The sequence below is a fragment of the Kineococcus sp. DHX-1 genome, assembly GCF_042473625.1.
Taxonomy (GTDB): domain Bacteria; phylum Actinomycetota; class Actinomycetes; order Actinomycetales; family Kineococcaceae; genus Kineococcus.
The window spans coordinates 900,544-925,029 of record NZ_CP170445.1 but is presented as its reverse complement, the minus strand read 5'-3'; the positions used below and the strand labels follow the sequence as shown (position 1 = coordinate 925,029).

Genomic DNA, 24,486 nt, shown 5'->3' with positions numbered 1-24,486 from the left:
CATTCTGTTCTAGATAGTCACTCTCTGTCGCCGGTTTCGCTCATCTTCCCGGCCGGCGGCGCATCGTGGGTGACGTGCGGGGCGCCTGGGGCGGCTGGGGTGCCGGAAGGACGAGACCTCAGGCCGGGCCCGTCGGGTCGCGGGGAGCGTCGTCGTCCAGGAGGTCCAGGAGCCGGCGGGTGCTGGTGACGCCCCAGCGGTCCCGCAGGTCGCTCAGCCGGGTCGCGACCTGCCGGGCGCTGAGGCCCAGCTGCACCGCCGCCTCGCTCCCGCTCGCCCCGTCGCGCAGGAGGGCCACGAGCCGCCGGTCGGTCGCGTCGAGCGGGCCGCCGTTCCCGTGCCGTTCCACGTCAGACCACCGTCCGCTGCTCGCCCACCGGTCCTCACCTCGCCCCGCTCTCACCAGACACCGTCCCGCCACGCCCTCGTCGGTTCCCCGGGGCCCGCCTGACGACGACCACCGCCGACGTCGTCGACGTGGACCAGGACCGGAGTGCGGACGGCCCGTCCCGCCAGCTCCCGGGCGACGGTGTCGTGCACCTCCCGGGCCGTCCGTGGCACGGCGAAGCCGGGAGCGACGACCACGTGCACCTCGACCGGCCCCGTGGGGACACCGCCGTCGTGCGGGACGCGCACCCCGGCGACCCGTCGGCCCGGCAGGTAGGTGCCGATCTCCTCCAGGGCACCCGCGTTGAGGTGGGAGACCCCGGGGACGGCGCTCACGGCGAGCGACAGCGCGTCGGCGAGGTCCGCCACGTCCAGCCCCCGCTCAGGAAGTGGAGGCGGTCGCCGGTCGCCGGTCGGTGCGTCCACGTCTCCTCCTCGGGTGGTCCGGCCACCGCGTGGAGGCCGGGACGAGTGCCTGCACAGGAGGTGGAGTGCCGTCACCCGGAAAGGTCACGGCACAGTCGCAGTGACCTGCATCACACGGTCCGCACAGGAGGCTCAGACGGCAGGGCGCGCCCTGGGAAGAGCCTGCGACACTTGCTCCAGGACCCGAGAGGACGTCCGGACGACACCGGCGTCCGGGTCCGGGACCGAGGGCGAGTGGAGGTGGGACGTGGCCGGACGACGACGCGAGGACGGCCTCGACGTCCTCGCCGCCGCGACCGCGGCCCTGCGCCGCCACACCCCCGACGGCTGGACGGCGGTCCGGGGGGACCTGCTCTCGCTCGCCCGTCGCGCCCACCGCCCCTCTGCCCCCGTGCGGGGACGGCACGACCTCGGGGACTACCTCGTCGCGACGGACGTCCTGGTGGTCGCCCTGCGTCAGGCCGTGGCCACCGTGCACGACGTCGCGGTGACGGCGGTGCACTGCGCGACCGGCGAGGACGCCGTGCTGAGCGGTGTCACCGTCGAGGTGACGGCCTTGTTCGGAACGCACCTGCCGACGGCGGGTCAGGCCGCCCACTCGGCGATCGCGACGGCGCTGGTCGAGGTCCTCGGCACGCTCAGCCCGCCGACCGAGCACGTGGTCGTCCACGTGCACGTCGGTGACGTGGTCGCGAGCCGCACCGAACTCTGAGGACCCGGGGCGGTTCAGTCCTCCGGTGGCGTGCGCGGGGTCGGACGTGAGGTCGTCGGTCGCGGCACCAGCGGGAGCCGGCGCGGCTGGAAGCCGCGCGCCCGCCGTCGCACCCACGCCGCGTGCCGTGCCGCGAGCAGAGCGGCGCGGCGGACCGCACGGTCGTCGTCGGGGGTCCGCGGAGCGCTCACGGCCGTCCTCCTGGGCGGGCCCACGTCGGGCCTGTCCGCACCACCACTGCCGTTGTCCCTCCTGGACGGTCGACCTCCTGGCCCGAGCCCGCCCGTGGCAGACCCGTGTGCCGGTGCACACGGTCCCGCCCCCCGCGCCACCGCGCATCCGGAGGGGCCCGCACGTCCCCCGGACGGGCGACGCGCGCACCGTCGAACGCGGCGGTAGCGTCCGGACGAGTCGAAGCGCGGCTGCCCCGCCCGCTCCAGGAGCCCACCGTGGACACCCCTCCCCCACGACCCGCTCGGCTCGACGCCCTCAGCCAGGCCCTCGCGCAGCACCTGAGCGAGTGCTTCACCCAGGTACGACGAGGTCGAGCTCACCGGCGCGGTCGTCGCCGCCGGCCGGTCCGCCGCCCCGGCCGGTCCGCGTCTGCTCGTCGACGTCCAGGGCACGGGCGAGGGCGGTCGCGACGCCGTCGCCCGCGAGGGTCGCGTCCTCGTCGTGTGCACGTGCAGCGGCGAGGTGACGGAGGGACCCCCACCCCGGACGCGGTCCGGGCGGCCCGTCGACGTCGTCGAGGTCCGCCGCCCGTCCGAGATCGCCGGGGCGGTGGCTGAGGCGACGGCCGGGGACCTGCCGCTCGTGGTCGACGTGCGGCTCTCGCGCGCCGACGCCGAGGAGCTCCTGCGGGCCGGGACCGGTCCGTCCCCGCGGGGCCGCTAGCGTCCTGCCGCACGCGGTCCGCCCCCTGCCGCCCCGCGGACCCGCCCCACCGGAGGAAGCACCCGTGGCCCTGCCCCCGCACCCCGCCCTCGCGCGCCGCCTCGGCCTCGGCGACGCGGTCTGGCTGGGCCTGGGCTCCATGCTCGGCGCGGGTGTCTTCGCCGCCTTCGGACCGGCGACGGCGGCCGCGGGTCCGTGGGTGCTCCTCTCGCTCCTCGTCGCGGCCGTCGTGGCCTGGTGCAACGCGACGTCGACTGCGCAACTCGCTGCGGCGCACCCGCTCTCGGGAGGCGTCTACCTCTCCGGGCGGGAGGAGCTGGGGCCGTGGTGGGGCTTCGTCGCCGGGTGGGGCTTCGTCGTGGGCAAGACGGCGAGCTGCGCGGCAGTGGCGAGCACCGTCGCCGCCTACGCCGCACCGGCCGGCTGGGAGCGCCCGTGCGCCGCGGCCGCCGTCGTGGCCCTGACGGCCGTGAACCTGGGCGGGATCACGCGCACGGCCCGGCTGACGCGCGTGCTGCTCGTGGTGACGTCGCTGGCGCTGACCGTCGTGGTCGTCGCGGCGGTCTCCGGACCGGGCGCTCCCACGGAGCCCCTCACCGCGCCCGACGTCCTCGGCGTGCTGCAGGGGGCCGGTCTGCTCTTCTTCGCCTTCGCCGGCTACGCCCGGGTGGCGACGCTCGGCGAGGAGGTGCGCGACCCCGGACGGACGATCCCGCGCGCCGTCACCACCGCCCTGGCCGCCGCCGTCGTGGTCTACGCCGTCGTCGGCGCGGCCGCGCTGACCGCGCTCGGTCCGGCGGCGCTCGCGGACCGGTCGGCCCCCCTGGCCGCAGCCGCGGCGACCGCCGGCTGGCCGTGGACCGGCCCCGTCGTGCGCGTCGGGGCCGCGGCCGCCGCCCTCGGCGTGCTCCTGGCCCTCGTCGCCGGGGTCGGCCGCACCGCCCTGGCGATGGCCCGCCACGGCGACCTGCCCCGGTGGCTCGCCGCGGTGCACCCCCGCTCCGCCGTGCCGCACCGGGCGGAACTGGCCGTCGGGGCCGTTGTCCTGGCCCTCGTGCTCACCGTCGACCTGCGGACGGCGATCGGGTTCTCCTCGTTCGGGGTGCTCGTCTACTACCTCGTCGCGAACGTCGCGGCGTGGCGCCAGGCCCCCGACCGCCGGCGTTACCCCCGGGCGCTGCCGGTGGTGGGGGCGCTCGGGTGCGTCGCCCTCGTCCTGACGCTGCCGGCGCACGCCGTCGTCACCGGACTGCTCGTGCTCCTCCTCGGTGTCGTGGGACGGGCGCTGCTCACCCGTCGCGCCACCCCTCCTCCCACACCCGGGCGGCCGCCAGGAAGGCGCTGAGGGCGGGGGGCTGGGCGTGCACGCAGTAGGTGTGACCGTGCAGCTCGAGGGCCACGGCGACGTCGGCGACCTGGACGCCGAAGGAGCGCAGGTCGTCGGTGAGGTGGCCCGGGAGGAGGTCCCCCGGGCCGAGCGTCACGAGCTCCTCGCGGAGCGCGGGGCTGACCTGGCGCCACCACGACGCGATGGCTCGACTCTGTTGCTGCACACCACAGGTGTCGAACCGTCCGGCCCTCGCCTCCAGCCCGCCTCACCCGCACGGCTCCACGGGACCACCCGCTCGGCCCCGGGCTAGGGTCGGCGGATGGCCGACGACGACCTGCGGGTGTCCCTCGACGCGCTGCCCGTGCACGACCCGTTCGTCCTGCCCGTCGCGCACGACGGCACGTACCGCCTGTACCAGGGCGTGGCGGGCGACCCGGCCGGCGTCGAGGTGCGGCACAGCCGCGACCTGCGCACCTGGTCGGCGCCGCGGCGCGTGTTCTCGGTCCCGGACGGCGCGTGGGCCGACCCCACGTGCTCGCCGTGGGCACCGGAGGTGCACCTCTGGCGCGGCCGGTACCACCTCATGACGACGCTGCACCAGCCCGCCACCGCGCTCCCGCTCGTGCGGCAGGGTGGGACGGAGTTCCGCCTGCAGTCCGCCGACGCCCGCTGGCGGCTGGACCCGGCCGCGCGGGGCACCGTGGTCGCCGTCGCCGACGACCCCGACGGCCCGTTCACGCTCGTCGACCCCACCGGTCCGGTACCGCCCGCGGAGTTCATGACGCTCGACGGGACGCTCGCGACCGACCGGGACGGTTCTCCGTGGATGGTCTACGCCCACGAGTGGGTGCAGCTGCTCGACGGGACGGTCGAAGCCGTTCCGCTGCAGCCGGACCTGTCGGGGGCGGCCGGCGCACCCGTCCACCTGTTCCGCGGGTCCGAGGCGTCCTGGCAGGCCGTGCGGACGCCCGGCGCGACGTCGCTGGCGCCCTACGTCACCGACGGGCCCCAGCTGCGCCGGCTCCCCGGTGGCGCGCTGGCCTGCCTGTGGTCGTCCTACCGGGCGCAGGGCGCGGAGTACGTGCAGACCTGGGCGCTGTCCCGGTCCGGCGACCTCACCGGCCCGTGGGAGCAGCGCGAGGTGCTCGTCGGCGGCGACGCGGGCCACGGCATGCTGTTCGACACCTTCGACGGCCGGACGGCCCTCGTGCTGCACCGCGGGATGGGCTCCCTGACGGTGCGGGCGGAGTTCCACGAGGTGCACCTGAGCGCCGAGGAGGTCGAGGTGCGTCCCTGGGCCTGGTGAGCCGGCTCACGCCTCCGTGTGGCCCAGGGCGAGGTCGGGCAGGGTCGCGACGACCGCGTCCGGGGCGCCGTCGAACTCCAGCACGGTGACCACGTTCCGGCCGGCGCGGACGACGGGGCCGGGGACGTAGAGGCTGCGCTGCGGACCGTGCCGCCAGTACCGGCCCAGCGCGAAACCGTTGAACCACGCGACGCCGCGCCCCCACGACGCCGTGTCCAGGAAGAGGTCTGCGGGGTCGTCGACCTGGAGTTCCGCCGCCGCGAGGACGGGGCCGACGAGCCGGTCCAGGGTCCCGTCGCCGGGGACGACGAGCGCGGGCAGCCCCTCGTGGTCGACGGGGCGCACGACGGCGTCGCGCAGCGGTTCCCCCGCGACGAGCAGCGGTCCGACGATCCCCTTCGTCTCCCCGAGGCGGTCGCCGTAGTTCACGCGCCCGGCGTCCTCGACGAGCAGGTCGACGCGGGCCCCCGCCGGGTGCGCGGGCAGCACGAGCGTTCGGTCGTGGTGCTCCCGGAACAGCGTCCCGAGGCGGACGCCGTCGAGCAGCACGGTCACGCGGTCGCGGACCTCCCCGACCTCGAGCAGCGTCGGACCCGCTGAGCCGCAGGAGGTCCCGCTGACCCAGGCGATCCGGACGACCTCACCCGAACCGATCTCCAGGTCGTCCAGGACGGGGGGTTCCGTCCCGGTCCAGGGCAGTTCCGGCCCCGGGGGCAACCCGGTCAACGGCCGGGCGGCGGAGAACCGGGAGCGGAGCACGGGGGCCGGAGCGGCGGGCGCGGTGTCCAGCGCCGGCGGAGGGGCAGGGGCGTAGCGGGACAGCACGTCGCGGAACGCGAGGTACTTCGCCGTCGGCCGGCCCGCCTCGTCGAGCAGGGCGTCGTAGTCGTAGGAGGTGATCGTGGGCTGGTAGGTCCCCTTGTCGTTCGCGCCGTTGGTGAACCCGAAGTTCGTCCCGCCGTGGAACATGTAGACGTTCACCCCGGCGCTGCGCGAGAGCATCGCCTCCAGTTCTGCGGTGGCCTCGGCCACGGACGTCGTCCCGTGGTGCGAACCCCAGTGGTCGAACCACCCGATCCAGAACTCCGAGCAGACCAGCGGCCCGTCGGGCTGGTGGCGGCGCAGGGTCTCGAGGCGTTCGGCCGCGCGGCCGCCGAACGACCCGGTCGTGAGGAGGTCGGGCAGGGTTCCCGCCGCGAGCATCTCGTCGGTCGGCTGGTCGACGGTGGTGAGCGGGACGGTGATGCCCGCGGACCGGGTCACGTCGACGAGGTGGCGCAGGTGCGCGGCGCGCGCCGTCGCGTCCGTGCCCGTCGGGTAGGCGCCGTACTCGTTCTCGACCTGCACGAGCACGACGGGGCCACCGCGGTCGGCCTGCCGCGGGCGGACGACGTCGTAGACGGCGGCGAGGAACTCGTCGACCGCCTCGAGGTACCCGGCGTCGTCGGTGCGGACCCGGACGCCGGAGCGCGTCAGCCAGACGGGCAGGCCCCCGTTGTCCCACTCGGCGCAGATGTACGGCCCGGGGCGGACGACGGCGTCGAGGCCGGCGGCCGCGACGGCGTCGAGGAACCCGCCGAGGTCGCAGGCGCCGTCGGTCCGGAACTCCCCGCGCCGCGGTGCGTGCAGGTTCCAGGGCACGTAGGTCTCGACGGTGTTGAGGCCGAGCGCCGCGGCCTTGGCGAGCCGGTCGGCCCACTGCGCCGGGTGCACGCGGAAGTAGTGCAGGGCGCCGGACAGCAGCAGGTGCGGCCGGCCGTCGCGCAGGAAGCCGTCGGGTCCCACCTCGAGGGGGTGGGTGGCGGGAGCGAGCGTCACGGACGGCACGCTACCGCCTCGGATGTTCGCGCGAACACGGTTCACGCCACCCGACCGGTCCCCGTCAGGCGCGCGGCGGGGCGGTCGAGGCCCGCACGACGAGCTGCACGGGAACCCGGTGCGTCCGCGTCGAGACGGGGCCGGGGTGCTGGATCTGGTCGAGGAGCAACGACACGCACAGCTCGCCGACGCCCTCGAAGTCCTGCCGGACCGTCGTGAGCGGGGGCCAGAAGTCCCCCGCCTCGGCGGTGTCGTCGAACCCGACCACCGACACGTCCCCGGGCACGTCCACCCCGGCCTCGTGGAAGGCCCGCAGCACGCCCAGCGCCATCTGGTCGTTGGCGCTGAAGACGGCGCTCACCTCCCCCGGCGGCCGGTGGGCCAGGACCCGTCCGATGCGGTACCCCGACGCCGACGTCCAGTCCCCCGCGTGGGCCGGGGGCACGGGCCGGCCCTGGGCCCGCAGCGTCGTCTCCCAGGAGCGCTGCCGCTCCCGGGCCGCCCGGGAGGAACCGGGGCCGCTCACGTGGTGCACGGTGCGGTGCCCGAGCCGCAGCAGGTGGTCGACGGCGAGGGCGGCGCCCGCCGCCTGGTCGGTGTCGACGTTCGGGTAGCGCTGCGAGGCAACGGCATCGGTGACGACGAGCGGGACGGAGGCGGGGACGGCGAACACGGGCGAGTCCAGCACCTCGGCCTCGATGATGACGAGACCGTCCACGTCCTGGCCCGTCAGGTGGGCGATGCCGGCGTCCACCCCGGTCCGCGTCGCCTCGCTCAGGCTCAGCAGGCTGATGGAATACCCCGCCCGGGAGGCCGCCGCCGAGATGCCGGACAGGGACCGGACGTCACCGAGGCGGGACACCGAGAAGGTCAGGACGCCCAGGGCGCGGGAGCGACCGGTGGCCAGGGCCCGGGCGGCGGCGTTGGGCCGGTAGCCCACGGCCTGCAGGGCCTCCAGGACGCGTTCGCGCGTCGCGGCGACGACGTTGCCGTGCCCGTTGACGACGCGGGAGACCGTCTGCGACGAGACCCCGGCGACCTTGGCCACGTCGGCCAGCGACGGGTTGCGACGCGGCGGCGGCGTCGCCTGCAGCACCTCACCGGACATGCCGGCCCCTTCCTCGTCCGTCCCCCGGGCTCGAGCGGCCGCTCGCGGGACGGCGCACCGCGGGCCGGGGACGCCGGAAGCGTAGCGGTTCGGTGACGATCCGCGCCGCCGGTTGACGGGGTCTCTGTTCGCGCTAACATCACCGACAGAGGTTTCCGGCGCAGTCGCCGGGGGCCGACGAGGGCGGTCGCCGAGGACCGTCCCGACACCGCGCGTCGCCGGACGCGCCCTCGCGAAGGAGCACGACATGGCGCCCACCTCCTCCCGGTTCTCCCGACGGGCCCTGCTGGCCGGCTTCGGTGCGGGGGCGACGACGCTGGCCCTCAGCGCGTGCGGCAGCAACGACGGCGGCACCGGGGGTGGTGGCGGGGGCGGCGGCACCTCGCTGTCGCAGTGGTACCACCAGTACGGCGAAGAGGGCGTCCAGCAGGCGGTGACCGACTGGGCGAAGAGCTACAAGGGGGCCTCCGTCTCGGTCCAGTGGACGCTGGGCGACTACGCCTCGAAGCTGTCCTCCCGCCTGCTGTCCGGCAGCGGCGTCGACGTCTTCGAGAACAACGCGATCGACCCGGCCTCGGCCCGCAAGGGGCTGTACGCCGACCTCAGCGACGTCATGGACCCGATCAAGGACCAGTTCAGCGAGGTCGCCCTCAAGCCCGTCACGATCGACGGCAAGATCTGGGGCATCCCCATGATCACCGACCCGCAGCTCCTGTGGTACCGCCCGAGCATGCTGCAGAAGGCCGGCATCGCCGTCCCCACGACGTTCGACGAGCTGCTGCAGGCCGGCACCGAGCTGACCGGCGGCAACCAGAAGGGCCTGTTCTTCGGCAACGACGGCGGCGCGGGCGTGTTCTCCCAGGCCATCGCCGTCGCGGCCGGCCCCGGTTTCCTCAGCGAGGACAACAAGACGGTCACGTTCAACACCCCCGAGGTCGTGGCCGGGCTGACCGCGCTTCAGAAGGCCTACAAGGACGGGGCGATGCTCACCGGCTCCCCCACCGACTGGACCGACCCGACGTCGTTCAACGCCGGCCTGGCCGCCATCACCTGGCAGGGCATGTGGGCGCTGCCGGCGATGGAGAAGGCCCTCGGTGACGACCTCGGCGTCATGGCGGTGCCTCAGGTCGGGGGCTCGGGCAAGCAGGCCGTGCTCGTGTCCCAGTGGAACGAGCAGGTCGCGGCGAAGGCGTCGAACCTGGACGCCGCCAAGGCCCTGGCCAAGGCCCAGTGGGTCGACGACGCGGAGTTCCAGAAGAAGTTCGCCGTCGGCTTCGGGTTCCACGTGCCGCCGAAGACGGCCACCGCGGAAGCGACGACCGAGCTCCAGGAGGGTCTGGCCAAGCAGGTCGTCGACCTCACGAGCAAGTGGGGCTACACCGCCGGGCCGTTCTGGGCCCCCGCCATGGGGACGGCGCTCACCGACGCGGCGACCCGCATGCTCACGAACGGGGCCGACGTGGCCACCGAACTGGCGGCCGCGCAGAAGACCTGCCAGCAGACCCTCGACTCCCTCGCGTCGTGAGCAGCAGCACCGCGTCCGCGCCGGGACGGGGCGGCACGTCGCCGGCCCCGTCCCGCCCCCCGGGGTCGGGCACCCGAGGCCGGACGAGCACCGTCAAGGGCAGCCGGCTGGCGTTCTGGGTGTTCGTCACCCCCTTCCTCGTCGGCCTGGTCGTGTTCACCGTGGTCCCGATCGTGTGGAGCACGGGCCTGAGCTTCTTCGAGGCGCGCGGGACGCTGACGCCGACGCGCTTCGTCGGACTGGGCAACTTCGCCCACTTCCTCACCGACGACGCGTTCACCAACAGCCTCGTGACGTTCTTCGTCTACGCGCTGTTCATCGTGCCCGTGACCATGGCGGTGTCCCTCGGCCTCGCCGTGCTCGTCAACGGCCTGCCGCGGTTCCAGGCGTTCTACCGGTCCGCGCTGTTCCTGCCCGTGGCGTGCTCCTACGTCGTCGGGTCGCTGGTCTGGAAGCTCGCCCTGTTCTCGGGCCTGCCCTCGGGGGTGGCGAACAGCGCACTGGGCGTCTTCGGCATCGCCCCGGTCTCCTGGCTCGGCAGTTCGCCGTACTGGTGGATCGTGCTCATCACCGTCCGCCTGTGGCTGCAGGTCGGGTTCTACATGGTCCTGTTCCTCGCCGGGCTGCAGCGCATCCCGCCGGTGCTCTACGAGGCCGCCATGCTGGACGGCGTCTCCGCGGGCTTCCGCCGGTTCCGGTACATCACCTGGCCGCAACTGCGGCCGACGGTGGCGGCGGTCCTGCTGCTCCTGCTCGTCGCCGCCTTCCAGGCGTTCGACGAGTTCATCAACCTCGTACCGACCAACCCGTCGACGCGTCCGCCCCTGGTCTACCTCTACAACGTGGCCCTGGGCGCCCAGCGCGACTTCGGGCTCGGCTCGGCCGGCGCGCTCATCCTCACCGCGATCATGGTGGTGGTGGCCCTGCTGCAGACCAAGTTCTTCGGGTTCTCCGCCGCGGAGGACCGCACGAAGGCGCCCCGCCGGCGCCGGGGAGGGGTGTCCGCGTGAGCACCGCGCAACTGACCCGACCGGTCCCCCGCGCGGCGGGGACGGGCAAGCGCCAGGCGGCCCGCACGGGGGCGAACGTCGCCCGCTACGCGGCCGTCACGCTGGTGGCGCTGCTGTTCCTGCTGCCCTTCTACATCATGGTCAAGACGGCGGTCTCCCCCGCCGCCGACATCGCGAGCCGGACGTTCGTGCTGTGGCCCTCGGACCCCGACTGGTCGTCGTTCTCCCGGGTGCTGGACGACCCGACGTTCCCGCGGGCCATGCTCAACACGGCCGTCATGGCTGTCGTCCTGACGGGCGGGCAGATCGTCCTGGCCGCGATGGCCGGGTACGCGATGGCCCGCATCCCCAACCGGGCCGCCGGGCCGCTGTTCTCGGCGACCATCGTGGTCCTGCTCATCCCCGCCGCGACGACGTTCCTGCCGAACTTCCTCATCGTGGCGAAGCTGGGCTGGGTGGACTCGCTGCGCGGGCTCGTGATCCCAGGCCTGTTCAGCGCGTTCAACGTCTTCCTGTTCCGCCAGTTCTTCCTCAACTTCCCCAAGGAGCTCGAGGAGGCCGGGCGCCTGGACGGCCTGGGCTACTTCGGGGTGTTCCGCCGCATCGTCGTCCCGAACACCTTGGCGTTCGCCTCCGCGCTGACGGTCCTGGGCTTCGTCGGGTCCTGGAACGCGTTCCTGTGGCCCCTCGTCGTCGCCGGCGGCGGGTCGGGCGCGGTGACGGTGCAGGTGTACCTGTCGTCGTTCCTCACGGCCCAGACGTTCGACTACTCCGGGTTGTTCGCTGCGGCTCTGCTCTCGCTGGTGCCCGTGCTGCTGGTGTTCCTCGTGCTGCAGCGCTGGCTGGTGCGCGGAGTCGCCGAGACCGGCATGGGCGGCGGCTGAAACCGTCGGGACGCGCTGGGACCTCCTCGGGCCCCGACCGGTGCGGTCGGGGCCCGACCACGTCACGGACAACCGGTCGGGAGCTCCACCAGGAGCGGGTCCGTGATGTCGGTCCGGTGCCCGTGGGGGTCCCTCCTCAGGTCGAGAGCGCCGGCGAGCTGCGAGGCCGACGACGACAAGACCGTCATCGGGATCGAACCCGACATCGCCCTGCTCGTCGCCGGAGTCCTGGGTGTCACACCCGACATCCAGGCCCCACCAGCTGGGAGAACCTGTTCCTGTCGATGGACTCCGGTCAGTACGACGTCGGGTTCTCCAACATCACCGTCACCAAGGAGCGCAAGGAGAAGTACGACTTCGCCTCCTACCGCGTCGACACCCTCGCCTGGGAGGTCGCCAGGACTCCGAGACCACGTCTCGAGGCGCCCCAGGACATCGCCGGGCTCACCGTCTCGGTCGGTTCGGGTACCAACCAGGAGAAGGTCCTGCTGGACTGGAACGAGCAGAACAAGGCCGCCGGCCGCGAGGAAGCGACGATCCAGTAATACCAGCAGGGCTCCGACACCTACCTGGCACTGGAGTCCGGCCGCATCGAGGCGAACTTCGGCCCCAACCCGACCGCGGCCCACCACGCGCTGGTCTCCGGCGACACGAAGATCGTCGGAACCGTCCCCGGTGGCGGCACCGTCGTCGCCGACATCGCGGCCACGACGAAGAAGGGCAACGGACTCAGGCCCTGGCCGACGCGCTGAACCACCTCATCTCCAGCGGCGCCTACGGCACGACCCTCGAGCGCTGGAACCTCGCCGACGAGGCCGTGACGACGTCCGAGGTCAACCCGCCCGGGTTGCCCACGACCGACTGAGCGGCACCTCGGGCACCGGAGGTGCAGAACTGCTCGAGCCGGGCACGACGGACCCAGCCGGCGACGCGACCGGCCACCAGGACCCACGCCGCGGGAGCCGGACCCAACGCCTCCCACGCCTCGTCGACGTCCTGGCCCACACCGACCTGCGGCAGCGGTGGGTCGGCCACCTCGCGCAGCGCGGTCGCGGCGACCTCGGGGTCGTCGCGGACCAGCCGGCGGAGACCGGCGAGGGTCGTGGCACCCAGGAGGTCGCCGAGCGCGTGGGGACGTCGAGCTCCCTGACGGGGCTGCACGACCGCCAGGGGGGTGCGGCCCAGCGCCCCCTCGGCAACGGCCTGCTCGATCGCCGCGCCCACGGGGAGGTCGGCGCGCAGCGCGATCGGTCCCGGAGCCTCCAGCGCCCCCTCGGGCAGCAGTGCCCCGACCGGCCGCTCCACCCCCTCCTCCAGGAGGCCGCGACGACGCAACCGGTCGTCGTCGGGGGTCGTGGACAGACGCGACCGGCGGGAGTCGGGCAGCAGTCGTTGCGGAGTGCTCACGGGGGCCTCTTGGTGGTGGATCGAGGGTGGACGACGTGGGCGAGCCACTGCGGGCACACCACGGTGACCCGGTTCGCGGACGGCGACGGGCTTCGCAGCGCCACGGGTGGCGCTACGACGAGGAGGCCCCGTGCACCCCTGACCGGGTGCTCAGCTCCTTCACGAACGCCAGGGGGCCGATCGTCTCGGGGTCGACGTCGAGGTCGAACTGCGGGACGTAGCCGGAGGTCAGGTAGAGGTGCTTGGCCTCGGGCTGGCGCGGACCCGTCGTCAGGTACAGCGACTCGTAGCCGTTCACCACCGCACGCCGTTCCAGCTCGGCCAGCACCCGTCGCGCCAGGCCCCGTCGGCGGTGAGCGGGGTGCGTCCAGATGCGCTTGAGCTCCGCGGTCCGCTCGTCGTAGCGGCGGTAGGCGCCGCCGGCGATGGCGGTCCCGTCCTCCAGGAGCAGCAGGAGCACCCCGTGGGGCTCGGCGAACTCCTGCGCCGGGTACCGCTCCAGCTCCTGCCGGACCTGCTCGACCGTCCCGCCGTAGCGGGTGCCGTACTCGCGGGCGAGGTCGTCGAACAGCGGCTTCGCCAGCGGGTCGGCGGTGCTCACCGCACGGAGGACGAGCTCGGCAGGTTCTGCGGTCACGTCACGTCCTCCAGGGCCCGGCGGCCCGGGATGGCCTCGAGCAGTTCCACGGTGTACTCGTGCTGGGGGTGCGTGAAGACGTCCCGCGCGGGGGCGAACTCCACGAGTTCCCCGCGGCGCATGACCCCGACCTTGTCGCTGATCTGCCGGACCACGGACAGGTCGTGGGAGATGAACAGGTAGCTCAGCCCGTGGTCGGCCTGCAGTTGCACGAGCAGCTCCAGGACCTGCGCCTGCACCGACACGTCGAGGGCGGAGACGGGTTCGTCGCAGACGACGAACTCCGGTTCCAGCGCCAGCGCGCGGGCGATGGCGACCCGTTGCCGCTGGCCGCCCGACAGCTCGGCGGGCCGCCGCCCCAGGACGTCGGAGGGCAGCCGGACCTGGTCGAGCAGCGTCAGCGCCCTTCTCCGGCGGCTGGCCCGGTCACCGACCCCGAAGGCCCGCAAGGGTTCGGAGATCGTCTCGCCGACGGCGATGCGCGGGTCGAGGGAGGCGTAGGGGTTCTGGTAGACGAGCTGCACGCGACGGCGCAGGTCTCGCCAGGCCGATCCCTCGAGACCCGCCGTCTCGACGCCGTCGAAGCGCACCTGTCCGGAGGTGGGCCGCTCCAGCCCCAGGACGAGGCGGGCCGTCGTCGTCTTGCCCGACCCCGACTCGCCGACCAGCCCGACGGTCTCGCCGCGGCCGATGTCGAAGCTCACGTCGGACACGGCGGTCTGCACGTTGCCCCGACCGGGGAGAGGGAATTCCTTGACCAGCGACTGCACCTGCACGAGGGGCTCGGGCGAACGGGGCGCCGGCGGGGCGGTCCGCTCGCGCGGGACGGCCAGGATCCGCGCGCTGTGCAGGCTGGGGGCGGCTGCGAGCAGCGACTGCGTGTACGCGTGCTGGGGTTCGGTCAGGACCTGGTGCGCGGTCCCGACCTCGACGACCTCGCCCTGCGACATGACGACGACCCGGGAGGCGCGGTCGGCGGCCACCGCCAGGTCGTGCGTGATGAACAGCACCGCCGTCCCCGCGTCCCGGGTGAGCGACTCCAGGTGGTCCAGCACCTGCCGCTGCACCGTGACGTCGAGGGCGCTCGTCGGTTCGTCCGCCACCAGCAACCGGGGTCCGGCGGCCAGCCCGATGGCGATGAGGACCCGCTGCCGCATGCCTCCGGACAGTTCCGTCGGGTACTGCCTGGCGCGCACGGCCGCGTCCGGCAGGCCCGCCGCGGTGAGGAGCTCGACCGCTCGCGACCGGGCGGCCGCCCCCGTGGCCAGGCCGTGGATGCGCAACACCTCCGCCACCTGCTCCCCGATCCGCTGGACGGGGTTCAGCGACAGCGTGGGGTCCTGCGGGACCAGGCCGATCCGGGCCCCGCGCACCGAGCGCCACCCCCTCTCGCCCAGGCCCACGAGTTCGTCCCCCTCGAACAGCACGGATCCCGCGTCCACGGTTCCCGAGCCGCTCAGCAGCCCCACGACGGCGTGCGCGGTCGTGCTCTTGCCGGACCCCGACTCCCCGACGACGGCCACGACCTCCCCGGGGTGGACGTCGAAGGAGACCCCGTGCACCACCTCCCGAGACCCGTAGGAGATCGTCAGGTCCCGCACGCTCAGGAGTGCCTCGTTCACGCCGTACCCCTCTCAAGTGCCCGAGCGATGCGGTTGGCGGACAGCACGACCGCCGCCACCACCACCCCGGGCAACGTCGTCAGCCACCACGAGGTCGCGAGGTAGTCCCGGCCGCCCGCGACGAGCGAACCCCACTCGGGCGCCGGGGGTGGTGCGCCGAAACCGAGGAAGCTCAGTGCGGACACCGCGAGCACGGCGACCCCGAACTCCAGTGCGGACAGGGCCAGCACCGGCCCGGCCGCGTTCGGCAGGACGTGCCGGAACAGCACACCCGTCGTCCGCACCCCGCTGGCCCGGGCCGCCTCGACGTACACGGCCGAGCTGACCTTGAGCACCTCCGAGCGCATGACGCGCGCGAAGTTCGCGACCGTCCCGATCCCGACGGCGATCGCGACCTTGACCGTTCCGAAGCCGAGGGCAGTGATGAGCGCCATCGACAAGAGCAGGGCGGGGATGGACAGCAGGACGTCCATGGTGCGCATCAGGACGTCGTCGACGACCCCGCGCACGAAACCGGAGAACAGGCCGACGAGGGTCCCCACCACGAGGCCGATGAGGACGGCGAGCACGGTGGCCTGCAACGTGAGCCGGGACCCGTGGACCACCCGGGAGAACAGGTCGCGGCCCAGGTGGTCGGTGCCGAACAGGTGCGCTGCCGACGGACCCTGCAACCGGTCCGCAGGCACCCCGTCGACGGGGCTCTGGGACGTGAACAACGTCGGGACCACCGACCAGGCCAGCACCAGGAGGACCACCAGGGCTGCGAGCAGCAGGTCCGGTCGCCGGGCCCACGTCGGCCGTCTGCGACGCGGCCCCGCGGCCCCCCTCGCCGCCGCCCGGTAGCGCTCCCCGATGTCGAGGACGTCGAGGACGTCTTCGGGCGCCCCCCTGCCCACTCCGGTGCTCACGACGCGCTCCCCACGAGGGTCCTGGTGCCGGCGCCCGGACGACGCGGCACCCCGACGACGCGGATGCGCGGATCGACGACCGGGTACAGCAGGTCCACGACGAGGTTGGTGGCGACGAAGACCGCGGCCGCCAGCAGGACCAGTCCCTGCACGAGGGGGATGTCCTGCCCGTTGACGGCGGTGACGGTCAACCGCCCGATGCCGACGCGGGAGAAGACGGTCTCCACCACCACGGCACCGGCCAGCAGGTTCCCCACGATGACCCCCACGATGGTCAGCGCCGGGATCGTGGCGTTGCGGAACGCGTGGCGCAGGTGGACCCGGGCCCGGGAGGCGCCCTTGGCGCGGGCCGTCTCGACGTACGGTTCGGCGAGCGCGGTGCGCAGCCCGCGGGCCAGCACCTGCGCGATCGACGCCGAGACCGGGACGGCGAGCGTCATAGACGGCAGCACGAGGCTGGCGAGGCCCTCGTTGCCCAGGGCCGGGAAGATCGAGATCCGGAACGAGAAGAACTGGATGAGCAGCAGGCCGACCCAGAACGTCGGCAGCGAGACGCCCAGCGGGGGCAGGGCCAGCAGCAGCGTGCGCACCCAGGACCACCGGACCCACGTGGACAGGAACGCGATCCCGACCCCGAGGACCAGCGCGACGGCGAGGGCGGACGTGGCGAGGACCGCGGTCTGCGGCAGGGCATCCCCGATGAGGGTCGTGACCGGCGCCCCGTTCTGGATCGAACCCCCGAAGTCCAGGTGCAGCGTCTTCCACAACGCGTGCAGGTACTGCACGGGCAACGGTTGGTCCAGGCCGTACTCGTGCCGCAGGGCCGCGACCTGAGCCGGGTCCACGGTGGACTGCTCACCGCCCTGCCCACCGGCGAGCATGATCTCGACCGGGTCGCTCGGGAGCAGGTACAGGACCACGAACGTCACGGTGTACGCCGCCCACAGGACGACGACCGCCTGCCCGAGCCGGCGGGCGACGTAACCCGTCACGACCGGGCCCCTTCCCTCGTCACGGCGCTCACGCCTGCTTCCAGGCGTCGTGGAACCACAGTCGCGACGACCCTTCGAACTGCAGGTCGTGCACGTCGTCGCTCGCGGCGATGACGGTCGACAGCTCGATGAGCGGGATCGAGTGCGCCTCGTCGACGAGCAGCTTCGAGGCCTGGGCCACGAGCTGGGCCCGCTGGGCGGCGTCCGTCGTCGCGGCCTGCTGCGTCAGCAGGTCGTCGACCTGGCCGTGCGCCCGGTGGTTCACGTTGCGCGTCTCGGTCGAGAAGATCGTCCGCAGCACGTCCGGGTCGGACCGGGTCAGGTTGTAGAACAGGACGTCGTAGTCGCCGGAGTTCTGCAGGGCCGTGGTCTCGGCGGTGGTGCCCTGCTTGAGCTGCAGGTCGATGCCGACCGCGCGCTCCTGCTGCTGGACGAGCTCCAGCACCGCGGTCGTGGGCTGCCAGAACGTCACCGTGACCGTGAGCTTCCGTCCGTCCTTGGCCCGGATCCCGTCCGCGCCCTTGACCCAGCCGGCCTCGTCGAGCAGCCGGTTGGCCCCCGCCACGTCGAGCGCGAGGTCGGCGGAGTCGTCGGGCGCCGACGGGGTGGAGGCCGACAGTGCCGAACTCACGGCGACGTCACCGGGGTTCAGGATGCTGGCGAGGGTCGTGCGGTCGACGGCCTTCGAGAACGCCTGTCGGACCCTCTCGTCGGAGAAGATCGGGCGCGACTCGTTGGGGAAGAGGTTGTACGGGATGCCCGGGTTGGCGCGGCGCTGGGTCCAGAACCCGTTGCCGTCGAACTGCGGCAGGTCCTGCGAGGCGATGCCGGTCGTCGCGTCGATCTGCTTCGACTGCAACGACCCCGTGCGCACGCTGGCCTCGGGGACGACCTCGTAGGTGATGGTGTCGAGGTAGGCCTCCCCCTGGTGCTCGGACCCGGTCGGCGCCCAGTCGTACCCGGCGCGCTTCTCCAGCACGGTCTTGGAACCGTTGGCGTAGCTGCGGACGGTGAACGGGCCGGACCCGACCAGAGTCGTTCCGTCGCACCGCGTCGCCGGGTCCGCCGTGGTCGTCGGCACCGACAGGAGGCCGAGGCTCATGGTGGAGGTGGCCTGGAGGAACTGCGCGCTGGGCTGGGCGAACGTCACGACAGCTGTCCGCGCGTCCGGGGTCTGCGTCCCCGTGTAGCCCTGCAGGTAGGTCGAGCCGAGGGACGCCTTGGCTCCCAGCGCGACGATCCCGTCCAGGTTGGCCTCCACCGCGGCCGAGTCGACGGGGCTGCCGTCGGAGAACGTCGCTCCGTCCCGCAGGTGGAAGGTGAAGGTCTTCGCGTCCGGGCTGACGTCCCACGTCTCGGCCAGCCACGGCTGGATCTTCCCGTCGAGGTCCTGCACCGTGAGGGAGTCCACGAGCTGGCGGCCGATGTTCAGGGCGTCGTTGTTGGCGACCTGCTGCGGGTCGATGCACCCGGAGTCGACCGAGATGGCGAACGTCAGGTTCCCACCCTTGACCGGGGTGGCGTCGGCGGACTCCTCGGAGCTGCTCCGGCTGCCGCCACCGCAGGCGGTGAGGGCGAGGAGCGTGGCGACGGTGAGTGCGGACAGCGGCGTGCGGGTGCGCAAGGGGACTCCAGGCTGGGGAACGGCGAAGGGGTGCACGCGTCACGCAGGACGGCGCACGGACGCACGGGAACGGCTCCCGGCGTCGAGAGGCAGGTCAGCGACAGCCGGAGGAACCAGTCAGGCAGAAGTCGACGACGCGGCGGAGGACGGCGACGTGCGAGGTGCGGTCCACGAGAACTCCTCCATCGTTCCTGGCGGAAGCACCCGCGCCCGAGTCCGGGGGGTTGCTGCGGCGTCGCGGAGCCAGGTCTCTCAGCCGCTCTGGATGGTTGCACCAGGAACTCTACGGGGAACCGTGCCGGAACTCAACCGCGGAGTTCCTGCGACGTCCTCCCGGGAACGACGGAACCCCTCCGCCCCCGTCGGGGGTGGAGGGGTTCCGTCGTGCGGGACCTCAGCCGGCGACGGGGGTTCCCACGGGGAGTTCGGCCCGCACGGTCCGCGCCGCCTCGACGAGGTTGCGCAGCGACTCCGTCGTCTCGGCGTACCCCCGCGTCTTGAGCCCGCAGTCGGGGTTCACCCAGACCTGGCGGGCGGGCACCGAGCCGACGGCCGACCGGAGCAGCCCGGCGACCTCCTCCACGGACGGGACGCGCGGGGAGTGGATGTCGTAGACCCCGGGACCGATGCCGCGGGCGAAACCCGCCCGGGCGATGTCCTCGAGCACCTCCATCCGCGACCGCGCCGCCTCGATGCTCGTGACGTCGGCGTCGAGACCGTCGATGGCCTCGATCACCTCCCCGAACTCGGAGTAGCACAGGTGCGTGTGGACCTGCGTCGCGTCGGCCGCCCCCGCCGTGGCCAGCCGGAACGCGGCGACGGACCAGTCGAGGTACGCCGCCTGGTCGGCCGTGCGCAGCGGCAGCAGTTCCCGCAGCGCGGGTTCGTCCACCTGCACGATCCCGATGCCGGCCGCCTCGAGGTCGGCGACCTCGTCGCGGAGGGCGAGGGCGACCTGGTTCGCGGTGTCCCCCAACGGCTGGTCGTCGCGGACGAACGACCACGCGAGAATCGTCACCGGGCCCGTCAGCATGCCCTTCACGGGTTTTGCCGTGCGGCTCGCCGTGTAGGTGCTCCACGGCACCGTGACGGGTGCGGGCCGCGTCACGTCTCCCCACAGGACCGGGGGACGGACCCCGCGCGAACCGTAGGACTGCACCCAGCCGTGCTCCGTCACCGCGAACCCGTCGAGCTGCTCGGCGAAGTACTGGACCATGTCGTTGCGCTCCGGTTCCCCGTGGACGAGCACGTCGAGGCCCAGTTCCTCCTGCAACTGCACGACGCGGTCGACCTCGGCGCGCAGGAACGCCTCGTACCCCTCCTGCGCGAGCTCGCCCCGGCTCCACGCGGAGCGCGCCCGGCGGATCTCCGGCGTCTGCGGGAAGGACCCGATCGTGGTCGTCGGCAGCAGCGGCAGCCCCAGGGCCTCCTCCTGCGCCGCCCGGCGCACGGCGTAGTCGCTGCGCCGGAACGCGTCCGGGGTCAGCGCGGCGAGCCGGTCGCGCACCTGCGGGCGCACCACGCCGGGAGCACCGAGGCGGTCGGCCCGGGCCGCGGCCGAGGCAGCCAGTTCCGCGGTCACACCGGCGTCGCCCGGTTCGGCCAGGGCCCGGCCCAGCAGGACCACCTCGGCCACCTTCTGGTCGGCAAAGGCCAGCCAGCTGCGCAGCCGCTCGGGCAGCGCGCTCTCGCGGGACACGTCGTGCGGCACGTGGAGCAACGAGGTCGAGGTGCCCGGGACGACGTTGCGGGCGGACCCCTGGAGCCGGCGCAACGTCTCCCGCGCCTGCTCGAGGTCCCCGCGCCAGACGTTGTGCCCGTCCACGACGCCGCCGACGACCGTCTTGCCCGCCAGGACGGCCGGGTCCGTGGGCACGGAACCCTCGACGAGGTCGAGCGCGATCCCCTCCACCGCGCTCAGCGCCCCGAGGTGCTCCTGCGCGTCCCCGTACGGCGTGGCCACCAGCAACCGCGGGCGACCGGGCACCGCGGCGAGCCGCTCGTAGGCCCCGCGCACCAGGTCGGTCAGGCCGTCGACCCCGGCCGTCGCGGAGTCGCTCACGAGGCCGGGTTCGTCGAGCTGGACCCAGGTGGCCCCCGCCGCGGCGTAGGCGGCCAGCAGACCCTCGTACGCGGCGAGCAGGTCCTCGAGCCGGCTGATCGGCGCGAAACCCTCCGGGGCGTCGTCGGCGGCCTTGGCCAGCAGCAGGAACGTGACCGGCCCCACGACGACCGGGCGGGTGAGGAACCCGTCGGCCAGCGCCTCGGAGAACTCCCGGACCCCGCGGTCGTCGGCGAACCGGAACGACGTCCCGGGCCCGATCTCGGGGACGAGGTAGTGGTAGTTCGTGTCGAACCACTTCGTCATCTCCAGCGGCGCCAGCGCACCGCGTCCCCGGGCGATGGTCGAGTAGGCCTCCAGGTCCACCCGTCCGTCGGCCGCGACGAGGTCGGTGAAGCGGTCGGGCACCGCCCCCACGGCGACGGCGGTGTCGAGGACCTGGTCGTAGGCCGAGAACGCGGAGGGGATGGACGCGTCGTGCGCGGGCAGGCCCAGCGCGTTCAACCGCCGGACGGTCGCCGCCCGCACGGCCGCCAGGGACGCCTCCGTCGCGGCCAGGTCGGCGCGCCCGGCCCACAGCGCCTCCAGGGCCTTCTTCGTCTCGCGGTCGGGGCCGATGCGGGGGTAGCCGAGGACGGTCGCGGTCCACGTCGGCTGGTCGGTGGTCGAGTGCTGGCTCATCGGGGGGCTCCTCCTACCGCGCGGACGCGGCGTTCGGCGGGACGGGGCAGGTTCGTGGGGTTGCGCAGGTGGTCGAGCAGGTGGTCGAGCAGGTCGAGGACGGGCTCGACCGCGTTGAAGGTGTAGAGGTGCAGACCGGGGGCACCGGCGGCGAGCAGGTCGCGCGCCAGTCCGGAGGTGAAGGCCGTCGCCGCCCGGCGGCGGACCCGGACGTCGTCGGTCTCCAGGGCCGCGAGCAGGGCCCGCGGGGCGGGCACACCCGTGAGCTCACCGATCCGTTCCAGCCGCCGCACCTCGTGGGTCACCGCGAGGCCGGGCAGGAGCGGGATGGTGACGCCGGCGGCCCGGGCGCGTTCGACGAACGTCGCGTACTCCCGGGCGGACCACCCGACCTGGCACACGGCGAACTGCGCACCGGCGTCCTGCTTGGCGCGCAGGACCGCGAGTTCGTGCCCGTCGCGGTCCCGCGGGAACGCGGCGACGGCGAGGCTGAGCGGGGGGACGTCGACGGGGAGACGCCCACCCCGCAGCGCGAGGCGCCGCCGGTCGGCGACCTGGAGGAGTTCGACGAGGTCGCGGGCCGTCGGGACGCCGTCGGGGTGCGGACGGAACTCCCCCGTCCCCGCGCCCGCCGGCGGGTCCCCGCGCAGGGCGAGGACGTTGCGGACGCCGGCGTCGAAGAACTCGCAGGCCAGGTCGACGACCTCGCGGCGGGAGGAACCCACGCACGTCAGGTGCGCCATCGCGGGCACGGCCGTCGAACTCAGGACGTGGGCCAGCAGGTCCCGGCTCGGTCCGCGCGTCGCACCGGCCGCCCCGAACGTGACGGACACGAAGTCCGGCTGCGTCGCCAGCAGGTCGGACAGCCTGCGCCACAGAGCGTCCCGGCCGTCCGGGGAACGGGGCGGGAAGAGTTCGAAACTCAGGGTCGGCCGCCCCGCCGCACCGGCGACGAGGGGCGCGAGGGTCATCGGGCCGGTCCTGCGCCGGGACGCGGGAACGGGTCGACAGGGGTGCTGCTCATCACGTGCTCCATCGGCCTGGCGTTAGCACCCTCGCCCGGGCTCGGGGGGTTGCTGCGGCGTCGTCGAGCCAGGACTCTCGGCCGCTCTGGATGGTGTTCACCGACTGTAGGGCGGTCCGCGCGGCCTCCACAAGTGGTTCCCCAGGGATCGGCTGGGTTTCCCGGACGACCACCCGGGTGGCCCAGGACGGGCTCGAGGGGAGTTCGCGGCGCGCCGATGTTGATCGGTCGGGCTCCTCGTGGCAGGCTCCTGCACAGGTCATGAGCGCCAGCGACAGGCCCCGGCTCGCTGGCCGGCAACCCTCCTCCGCGGTGGGGTGCCCCGGGTGACGACCTGGCCGGTTCCGTGGTGGAGCCGGCAAGCGCGGACCTCACCGGGGTGACCCGGTCCTCCCGGTAGGGTCCCCTCCCCCAGGAGTTCCTGCGTGAGCACCAGCACCCTGTCCCCCACCCGTCCGCACTGTCCCGGGCCCGCCGGCGCCGTCGAGGCCCTGCTGCCCGTCGTGGGGGCCGACACCCTCGTGCCGCTCGCGACGGGGGGTTCGACGACCTACGCCAACCTCGACAACGCCGCCAGCGCCCCGGCCCTCGTCGCCGTGGCCGAGCGGGTCGCGCAGGTGCTGCCGCACTACGCGAGCGTGCACCGCGGCGCGGGCTGGCTCTCACGGGTCTCCACGGCGCTGTTCGAGCAGGCGCGCGCGGACGTCGGCGCCTTCGTGGGGGCGCGCGCCGACGACCTCGTCGTCCTCACCCGCAGCACCACGGACGCCCTCGACCTGCTCTCCCGCGCCGTCCCGGCCGGAGGACGCGTGCTCGTCGCCGACGTGGAGCACCACGCCAACCTGCTGCCCTGGCAACGGTCCGCCCGCACGACGGTGGTGGCCGGCGGCGCCGACGCCGAGGAGACGACCGCCCTGCTCCAGGCCGAGCTGGCGACCGGCCGGTACGCGCTGCTCGCCGTCGCGGGCGCGTCCAACGTCACCGGGGAGGTGCTGCCGCTGCGACGGCTGGCCCGCGCGGCGCACGAGGCGGGGGCACGGATCGCGGTGGACGGGGCGCAGCTCCTGCCGCACCGGCGGGTCGACGTGGGGCGGGACGGGATCGACTACCTCGCGCTGTCCGGGCACAAGGTCTACGCGCCCTTCGGCAGCGGGGCGCTCGTCGGCCGCCGCGACTGGCTGGACGCCGCCGAGCCCTACCTGGCCGGCGGGGGCGCGACGCTCGACGTCCGGCACGACGGCGTGCGGTGGGCCACCGGCCCGGACCGGCACGAGGCGGGGTCCCCGAACGTCGTCGGCGCGGTGGCCCTGGCGCAGGCGTGCACGACGCTCGCCGGCCTGCCGCCGGGGGCGCTGGAGGACCACGAGGAGGCGCTGCGCACGCGGCTGGTGGACGGCCTGGAGGCGCTGCCCGGCATCGAGGTCGTCCGGCCCCGTCCCCGGGACGCCGTGGGGGTCGTGACCTGCACCGTGCCGGGGCGCTCCGTCTCCGAGGTCGCGGCCTACCTGTCCGCCGAGCACGGCATCGGCGTGCGCGACGGCCGGTTCTGCGCCCACCGCTTCGCGGACGCCCTGGGACTGTCCGACGGCGGCCTGCGCGTCTCGACGGGTGTGGGCACCACGTCCGCCGAGGTCGACCGGCTGCTGACCGCGCTCCGGCGGCTCGTCACGGGGGGCCCGGAGCTGGACTACGGGGTCGTCGACGGGCACTGGGCCCCGCTGTCCGATCCGCGCCCGGCACCCGGGTCCTTCCTCTCTGCCGGGCCGCGGCGGTGACCTCCCTCAGGCCAGCGGTTCGCTGCTCGGGCGGGGCCCCTCGCCCGTCCGGGGCGCCTCCTGCGCGAGCACCTCGTGCAGCTCGGCCTCGAACTCGGTCCAGCTCAGCTCACCCGGACCGGGTTCCAGGCCCGGGCCACGGTCGTGCGCCGGACCGTCGGCGGAGTCGTGGCGGGCGTCGTGGAGGTCGGCCGGCGACCACGGGAACCCCCACTGGCCGTGCCCGGCCAGGGCGAGACCCTGCACGACGATCGAGCCCAAACTGGTTGCGGCAGCGCACCATCGCGCCCACACCTGTCGCAGCACCCCACACCTCCGCTCTCGGGTGCCCCACTGTCGCACACGCGCGAC

25 protein-coding genes and 3 riboswitches are annotated in these 24,486 nt (G+C 73.9%); of the genes, 9 read left to right on the top strand and 16 right to left on the bottom strand.

The window, feature by feature from the left end:
• Positions 1–118 precede the first annotated feature (118 nt).
• Both ACFEMC_RS04555 and ACFEMC_RS04550 read right to left on the bottom strand, forming a co-directional pair.
• Positions 119–349 (bottom strand): hypothetical protein, encoded by a 231-nt coding sequence (locus ACFEMC_RS04555; RefSeq protein ID WP_380174033.1) that lies wholly within the window; start codon positions 347–349, stop codon positions 119–121.
• Positions 350–399: 50 nt separating this feature from the next.
• Entirely contained in the window at positions 400–813 is a 414-nt protein-coding gene (locus ACFEMC_RS04550; protein WP_380174032.1) for a hypothetical protein, read from the bottom strand.
• Between the two features lie 247 nt (positions 814–1,060).
• Between ACFEMC_RS04550 and ACFEMC_RS04545 the strand changes: the two genes are divergently transcribed.
• The gene (locus tag ACFEMC_RS04545; protein ID WP_380174030.1) at positions 1,061–1,525 is read left to right on the top strand and encodes a hypothetical protein; all 465 of its coding nucleotides are present in this window, start codon (positions 1,061–1,063) and stop codon (positions 1,523–1,525) included.
• Positions 1,526–1,539: 14 nt separating this feature from the next.
• Here ACFEMC_RS04545 and ACFEMC_RS04540 read toward each other — a convergent pair whose 3' ends face one another.
• Entirely contained in the window at positions 1,540–1,716 is a 177-nt protein-coding gene (locus ACFEMC_RS04540) for a hypothetical protein (RefSeq protein WP_380174029.1), read from the bottom strand.
• A 505-nt stretch (positions 1,717–2,221) separates the two neighbouring features.
• Here ACFEMC_RS04540 and ACFEMC_RS04535 point away from each other — a divergent pair.
• Together ACFEMC_RS04535 and ACFEMC_RS04530 are read left to right on the top strand one after the other, a co-directional pair.
• On the top strand, positions 2,222–2,422 hold the full coding sequence (locus ACFEMC_RS04535) for a hypothetical protein (RefSeq protein ID WP_380174027.1): 201 nt from the start codon (positions 2,222–2,224) through the stop codon (positions 2,420–2,422).
• 64 nt (positions 2,423–2,486) lie between these two features.
• On the top strand, positions 2,487–3,767 hold the full coding sequence (locus tag ACFEMC_RS04530; RefSeq protein ID WP_380174025.1) for an APC family permease: 1,281 nt from the start codon (positions 2,487–2,489) through the stop codon (positions 3,765–3,767).
• Here ACFEMC_RS04530 and ACFEMC_RS04525 read toward each other — a convergent pair.
• A complete protein-coding gene (locus tag ACFEMC_RS04525; protein ID WP_380174023.1) occupies positions 3,712–3,975 on the bottom strand; it encodes a hypothetical protein in 264 nt (87 codons plus the stop codon). The two genes, ACFEMC_RS04530 and ACFEMC_RS04525, sit on opposite strands and share 56 nt — an antisense overlap.
• A gap of 96 nt (positions 3,976–4,071) precedes the next feature.
• Between ACFEMC_RS04525 and ACFEMC_RS04520 the strand changes: the two genes are divergently transcribed.
• Positions 4,072–5,058, top strand: a complete 987-nt coding sequence (locus tag ACFEMC_RS04520) for a glycoside hydrolase family 43 protein (RefSeq protein ID WP_380174021.1) — start codon at positions 4,072–4,074, stop codon at positions 5,056–5,058.
• A 6-nt stretch (positions 5,059–5,064) separates the two neighbouring features.
• Here the strand turns inward: ACFEMC_RS04520 and ACFEMC_RS04515 are convergent, their stop codons facing one another.
• Positions 5,065–6,876, bottom strand: a complete 1,812-nt coding sequence (locus ACFEMC_RS04515; protein ID WP_380174019.1) for a beta-galactosidase family protein — start codon at positions 6,874–6,876, stop codon at positions 5,065–5,067.
• A 64-nt stretch (positions 6,877–6,940) separates the two neighbouring features.
• Positions 6,941–7,984 (bottom strand): LacI family DNA-binding transcriptional regulator, encoded by a 1,044-nt coding sequence (locus tag ACFEMC_RS04510; protein WP_380174017.1) that lies wholly within the window; start codon positions 7,982–7,984, stop codon positions 6,941–6,943.
• A gap of 247 nt (positions 7,985–8,231) precedes the next feature.
• Here ACFEMC_RS04510 and ACFEMC_RS04505 point away from each other — a divergent pair, with 247 nt between their 5' ends.
• The 4 genes from ACFEMC_RS04505 to ACFEMC_RS04490 all read left to right on the top strand — a co-directional run bounded on the left by ACFEMC_RS04505 (position 8,232) and on the right by ACFEMC_RS04490 (position 11,948).
• Positions 8,232–9,509, top strand: a complete 1,278-nt coding sequence (locus tag ACFEMC_RS04505; protein WP_380174015.1) for an ABC transporter substrate-binding protein — start codon at positions 8,232–8,234, stop codon at positions 9,507–9,509.
• Complete coding sequence (locus ACFEMC_RS04500; RefSeq protein WP_380174013.1) at positions 9,506–10,519, top strand: carbohydrate ABC transporter permease; 1,014 nt, start codon at positions 9,506–9,508, stop codon at positions 10,517–10,519. The genes ACFEMC_RS04505 and ACFEMC_RS04500 overlap by 4 nt, the downstream gene beginning before the upstream one ends.
• The gene (locus tag ACFEMC_RS04495; protein WP_380174011.1) at positions 10,516–11,403 is read left to right on the top strand and encodes a carbohydrate ABC transporter permease; all 888 of its coding nucleotides are present in this window, start codon (positions 10,516–10,518) and stop codon (positions 11,401–11,403) included. The genes ACFEMC_RS04500 and ACFEMC_RS04495 overlap by 4 nt, the downstream gene beginning before the upstream one ends.
• Positions 11,404–11,687: 284 nt before the next feature.
• The gene (locus ACFEMC_RS04490) at positions 11,688–11,948 is read left to right on the top strand and encodes a hypothetical protein (RefSeq protein ID WP_380174009.1); all 261 of its coding nucleotides are present in this window, start codon (positions 11,688–11,690) and stop codon (positions 11,946–11,948) included.
• A gap of 20 nt (positions 11,949–11,968) precedes the next feature.
• On the opposite strand, the gene ACFEMC_RS04485 is transcribed toward ACFEMC_RS04490, so the two are convergent.
• The 9 genes from ACFEMC_RS04485 to ACFEMC_RS04445 all read right to left on the bottom strand — a co-directional run bounded on the left by ACFEMC_RS04485 (position 11,969) and on the right by ACFEMC_RS04445 (position 22,307).
• The gene (locus ACFEMC_RS04485) at positions 11,969–12,160 is read right to left on the bottom strand and encodes a hypothetical protein (protein ID WP_380174007.1); all 192 of its coding nucleotides are present in this window, start codon (positions 12,158–12,160) and stop codon (positions 11,969–11,971) included.
• A 17-nt stretch (positions 12,161–12,177) separates the two neighbouring features.
• On the bottom strand, positions 12,178–12,810 hold the full coding sequence (locus ACFEMC_RS04480; protein ID WP_380174005.1) for a hypothetical protein: 633 nt from the start codon (positions 12,808–12,810) through the stop codon (positions 12,178–12,180).
• 112 nt (positions 12,811–12,922) lie between these two features.
• Positions 12,923–13,447: a GNAT family N-acetyltransferase gene (locus ACFEMC_RS04475; protein ID WP_380174003.1), complete on the bottom strand. Its 525-nt coding sequence runs from the start codon at positions 13,445–13,447 to the stop codon at positions 12,923–12,925.
• A complete protein-coding gene (locus ACFEMC_RS04470) occupies positions 13,444–15,069 on the bottom strand; it encodes a dipeptide ABC transporter ATP-binding protein (RefSeq protein ID WP_380174001.1) in 1,626 nt (541 codons plus the stop codon). Before ACFEMC_RS04470 ends, ACFEMC_RS04475 begins: the two co-directional genes overlap by 4 nt.
• Entirely contained in the window at positions 15,066–15,977 is a 912-nt protein-coding gene (locus ACFEMC_RS04465; RefSeq protein WP_380173999.1) for an ABC transporter permease, read from the bottom strand. The genes ACFEMC_RS04470 and ACFEMC_RS04465 overlap by 4 nt, the downstream gene beginning before the upstream one ends.
• Positions 15,974–16,969 carry an ABC transporter permease gene (locus ACFEMC_RS04460; RefSeq protein WP_380173997.1) on the bottom strand — a complete coding sequence of 332 codons (996 nt, stop codon included), beginning with the start codon at positions 16,967–16,969 and terminating at the stop codon, positions 15,974–15,976. Before ACFEMC_RS04460 ends, ACFEMC_RS04465 begins: the two co-directional genes overlap by 4 nt.
• Before the next feature lie 28 nt (positions 16,970–16,997).
• Positions 16,998–18,593, bottom strand: a complete 1,596-nt coding sequence (locus ACFEMC_RS04455) for an ABC transporter substrate-binding protein (protein ID WP_380173995.1) — start codon at positions 18,591–18,593, stop codon at positions 16,998–17,000.
• 179 nt (positions 18,594–18,772) lie between these two features.
• Positions 18,773–18,865, bottom strand: a riboswitch (SAM riboswitch).
• A gap of 122 nt (positions 18,866–18,987) precedes the next feature.
• Positions 18,988–21,336, bottom strand: a complete 2,349-nt coding sequence (metE, locus tag ACFEMC_RS04450; protein ID WP_380173993.1) for a 5-methyltetrahydropteroyltriglutamate--homocysteine S-methyltransferase — start codon at positions 21,334–21,336, stop codon at positions 18,988–18,990.
• A complete protein-coding gene (locus ACFEMC_RS04445; RefSeq protein WP_380173991.1) occupies positions 21,333–22,307 on the bottom strand; it encodes a methylenetetrahydrofolate reductase in 975 nt (324 codons plus the stop codon). The genes metE and ACFEMC_RS04445 overlap by 4 nt, the downstream gene beginning before the upstream one ends.
• A 58-nt stretch (positions 22,308–22,365) precedes the next feature.
• A riboswitch (SAM riboswitch) is annotated at positions 22,366–22,457 on the bottom strand.
• A 160-nt stretch (positions 22,458–22,617) separates the two neighbouring features.
• Positions 22,618–22,731: riboswitch (SAM riboswitch) on the top strand.
• Positions 22,732–22,785: 54 nt separating this feature from the next.
• Here ACFEMC_RS04445 and ACFEMC_RS04440 point away from each other — a divergent pair.
• On the top strand, positions 22,786–24,135 hold the full coding sequence (locus ACFEMC_RS04440) for an aminotransferase class V-fold PLP-dependent enzyme (RefSeq protein WP_380173989.1): 1,350 nt from the start codon (positions 22,786–22,788) through the stop codon (positions 24,133–24,135).
• A gap of 6 nt (positions 24,136–24,141) precedes the next feature.
• Here ACFEMC_RS04440 and ACFEMC_RS04435 read toward each other — a convergent pair whose 3' ends face one another.
• Complete coding sequence (locus ACFEMC_RS04435; protein WP_380173987.1) at positions 24,142–24,381, bottom strand: hypothetical protein; 240 nt, start codon at positions 24,379–24,381, stop codon at positions 24,142–24,144.
• Positions 24,382–24,486: the final 105 nt, after the last annotated feature.

Coding starts and splice junctions, on each gene's coding strand:
- ACFEMC_RS04445 (WP_380173991.1), bottom strand. CDS start 22,307: ATGACCCTCGCGCCCCTCGTCGCCGGTGCGGCGGGGCGGCCGACCCTG.
- ACFEMC_RS04520 (WP_380174021.1), top strand. CDS start 4,072: ATGGCCGACGACGACCTGCGGGTGTCCCTCGACGCGCTGCCCGTGCAC.
- metE (WP_380173993.1), bottom strand. CDS start 21,336: ATGAGCCAGCACTCGACCACCGACCAGCCGACGTGGACCGCGACCGTC.
- ACFEMC_RS04490 (WP_380174009.1), top strand. CDS start 11,688: ATGGACTCCGGTCAGTACGACGTCGGGTTCTCCAACATCACCGTCACC.
- ACFEMC_RS04505 (WP_380174015.1), top strand. CDS start 8,232: ATGGCGCCCACCTCCTCCCGGTTCTCCCGACGGGCCCTGCTGGCCGGC.
- ACFEMC_RS04510 (WP_380174017.1), bottom strand. CDS start 7,984: ATGTCCGGTGAGGTGCTGCAGGCGACGCCGCCGCCGCGTCGCAACCCG.